We start from the raw sequence: 647 nt of genomic DNA on the forward strand, positions 1-647 counted from the left end.
ATACCCCCGCATCAGCCCGCCATCGACGCGGATGTTCTCGCCGGTGATGTAGGCCGCGCCGTCCGACGCGAGGAACGAGATCGTCGCCGCCACTTCCTCCGACGTGCCGTAGCGCTTCATCGGCACGCTCTGGCGGCGTTCCTCGACAGCGGGCAGGCTGTCGATCCAGCCCGGCAGCACGTTGTTGATGCGGATGTTGTCGGGCGCATAGGTGTCGGCGAAGATCTTGGTGAAGGCGGCGAGCCCGGCACGCGCCACCGCCGAGGTCGGGAAGGCAACGCTCGGCTCGAACGCCCAGGCGGTCGAGATGTTGATGATCGCGCCGCCCTTCTGCTTCTGCATCACCGGCGTCACCAGCCGGGTCGGGCGCACGACGTTGAGGAAATAGGTGTCGATCCCCTTGTGCCAGTCGTCGTCGCTGATCTCGATGATCTGCGCGCGCGGTCCGTGGCCGGCGCTGTTGACCAGGACGTCGATGCGACCCCAGCGTTCCAGCGCACCGTCGGTGAGACGCTTCAGGTCATCGTTCGACTGGTTGGAGCCGGCGACGCCGAAGCCGCCGAGCTCGTTGCCCAGCGCCTCGCCCTTGCCGGAGGCGGAGAGCACGCCGACCTTGAAGCCGTCCGCCGCCAGCCGCTTCGCCGCCG

The 647-nt window shown here is 68.2% G+C and carries 1 protein-coding gene; it reads right to left on the reverse strand.

Annotation, left to right across the window (positions count from 1 at the left end; all coding sequences use genetic code 11):
* The coding region (locus tag EOA38_RS38275; RefSeq protein WP_127301656.1) for an SDR family oxidoreductase at nucleotides 1-647 on the reverse strand (647 nt) is incomplete at both ends.

The sequence above is a fragment of the Mesorhizobium sp. M1E.F.Ca.ET.041.01.1.1 genome (genome assembly GCF_003997355.1).
GTDB lineage: Bacteria > Pseudomonadota > Alphaproteobacteria > Rhizobiales > Rhizobiaceae > Mesorhizobium.